This is a genomic window from Saccharopolyspora sp. (assembly GCF_017434145.1).
Lineage (GTDB): Bacteria > Actinomycetota > Actinomycetes > Mycobacteriales > Pseudonocardiaceae > Saccharopolyspora_C > Saccharopolyspora_C galaxeae.
Genome location: NZ_JAFRFW010000355.1, coordinates 1 through 2,388, shown reverse-complemented (window position 1 = coordinate 2,388; position 2,388 = coordinate 1). Strand labels below are relative to the sequence as shown.

Below are 2,388 nucleotides of genomic sequence, written 5' to 3'. Positions count from 1 at the left end.
TGTGGACGGTGACGTCGTCGAACTCACTCCGGTGCGGGGGAGTTCGCTGGCCGAAGCCGTCATCTCGGTCGCCGGGGACGCACCGCCCGGCGCGGGCCGGGCGGTGAGCGTGCCGCACGAGGTGCTCCGCGACGCGAGCGCGGGCGCCGGTCAGCACGACTCGCGCGCGCTGACCGACGAGCTGCGGGTGCGCGGAGTCGGTGCGGACGACGCGGCGACGCTGGCCGCGATGGCCGACGGGATGGGGATGCGCGGGCAGTTCGGCGTCGAATTCGCGCCGACGCGCGGCTCGAAACCGGAACGCGCGCCGCGGGTCGTCGCGTTCCACGACACCGGCTCCGGGCGCTACCTGCACGTCGTGCGCGCCAACGGCGATGGGCAGCTGTGGAGCACCGTCGCGCCTTCCAGCAACCAGCTGTTGGCCTGGTACCTGCAGGAACTCATCACCGAGACCACCGGCGACTGACGCCTTCCCGCCGGTGCCCCGGCGTGTCGGCGCACCCGATCTTTCCGAGCGAACGGCCCGTTCGACCAATCTAGTGGGACCAACAGTCCGTTCACTCCGCGGAATCCCACTGGCGCGGGCGAGCTACGCGAGTGTCGGCACGCCTCGATGTTCCGAGCGAACGGCCCGTTCGACCAATCTAGTGGGACCAACAGTCCGTTCACTCCGCGAGAATCCACTGGGATGGGCGAGGCGCGGGCGTGTCGGCGCGACGTCCGCGGTCGGCGGGAGCCACCGGGTGCGGCTCGGGCGGGACGGTCGGCGCCCGGTTTCGATTGCGTTCCGGCTCTGGTCCCAGCAGGACACTTCGTCTACGGTCTCGCCCGGCCGTCGGCCGTCCACCCAGGGCAGCGCGGCACGAGAGGAAGGCGCAGCACATGAGCACACCGGCTACGCAGCCAGGAGCCGGGCGGGGCACGATCATCGGCGCGTCGACGATCGCCGCGCTCGGCGGGCTGCTGTTCGGCTACGACACCGGCGTCATCTCCGCCGCCCTGCTCTACATCGCACCCGCGTTCGGCCTGAGCACCGGGATGAAGGAGGTCGTGGTCGCGTCGCTGCTGCTCGGCGCGGTCGCCGGTGCGATGAGCGGCGGCCCGGTCGTGGACCGGCTGGGGCGCAAGCGCACGCTGCTGCTGGTGTCCGCGGTGTTCACCGCGGGCGCGCTGCTGTCGGCCGTGGCGGTGGACGTGGCGATGCTGATCGTGGCGCGGGTGGTGCTCGGGCTGGCCATCGGCGCGAGTTCGCTGGTCGTGCCCGCCTACATCGCCGAGATCGCGCCGCCTGCGCTGCGCGGCCGGTTGGTGTCCATGAACCAGCTCATGATCACCATCGGGATCTTCGTGTCCTACCTGGTCGGCTATGCGTTCGCCGAGATGCAGGGATGGCGCTGGATGCTCGGGCTGGCGGCCGTGCCGTCGCTGGCGATGCTGATCGGGCTGCTGTTCCTCGGCGAAAGCCCGCGCTGGCTGCTCGCCCGCGGGCGCACCGATGAGGCCAGGGCCGAGCTGCTGCGCACCCGATCGGCGCAAGAGGTCGACGCGGAGATCGACGAGATCACCGTGGCCATGCGGGAGGAGAGCAAGTTCTCCTACCGCGACCTGTTCCGCCCCTGGCTGCGGCCCGCCGTGCTGCTCGGGTTCGCCGTGGCGGCGACCAACCAGCTCGTGGGCGTCAACGCGGTGATCTACTACGCGCCGACGATCCTGCAGCAGGCCGGGCTCGGTGCCTCGGCGTCGATCCTGTCCTCGGTCGGCATCGGCGCGGTGAACATGGTCTTCACCGCGATCGCGCTGCTGATGATCGACCGGGTCGGGCGACGGCCGCTGCTGATCGGCGGGACCTCGGTGGTGATCGTCGTGCTGTTCGGGCTCGGCGCGCTGTACCTGCTGCCGAGCGTGCAAGGGCTCGGGTTGTGGCTCACCGGCGGGCTGATGCTCTACGAGGCGGCGTTCGCGGCCAGCCTCGGGCTCGCCATCTGGCTGATCAACAGCGAGGTGTTCCCCACCGCAGTGCGCGGCAAGGCTTCCAGCGTCGGCACGGTGACGCACTGGGCGCTGGACTTCCTCATCTCCATTTCGGTGCTCACGCTGATCAGCGCCCTCACGGAAACCGGATTGTTCTGGATCTACGGCGTGCTCGGAATCATCGGACTCGCCTACCTGTACCGGAACCTGCCGGAAACGAAGGGGCGCAGCCTGGAGGACATCGAGCGGTCGTTGCGCAAGCAGCGATGAATCCTGGCGAAATGAATGGTGGTGCGGTTCCGCCGGAAATGTTCCAATGGCAACCGGCGCCCCGATTCGAAGCTGAGCGACGGCCCTGCCGAGGCCGCGCCCCGCTTCCGGGATCGACCTGGCCGCCCGCCTGAATGTCTCGTGGTC

2 protein-coding genes are annotated in these 2,388 nt (G+C 70.0%); both read left to right on the top strand.

Annotated elements, in window-relative coordinates; all coding sequences use genetic code 11:
- The coding region (locus tag IJH84_RS09755) for an ESX secretion-associated protein EspG (protein WP_295142988.1) at positions 1–466 on the top strand (466 nt) is incomplete at its 5' end.
- A 239-nt stretch (positions 467–705) separates the two neighbouring features.
- Entirely contained in the window at positions 706–2,241 is a 1,536-nt protein-coding gene (locus IJH84_RS09750) for a sugar porter family MFS transporter (RefSeq protein ID WP_295142985.1), read from the top strand.
- Positions 2,242–2,388: the final 147 nt, after the last annotated feature.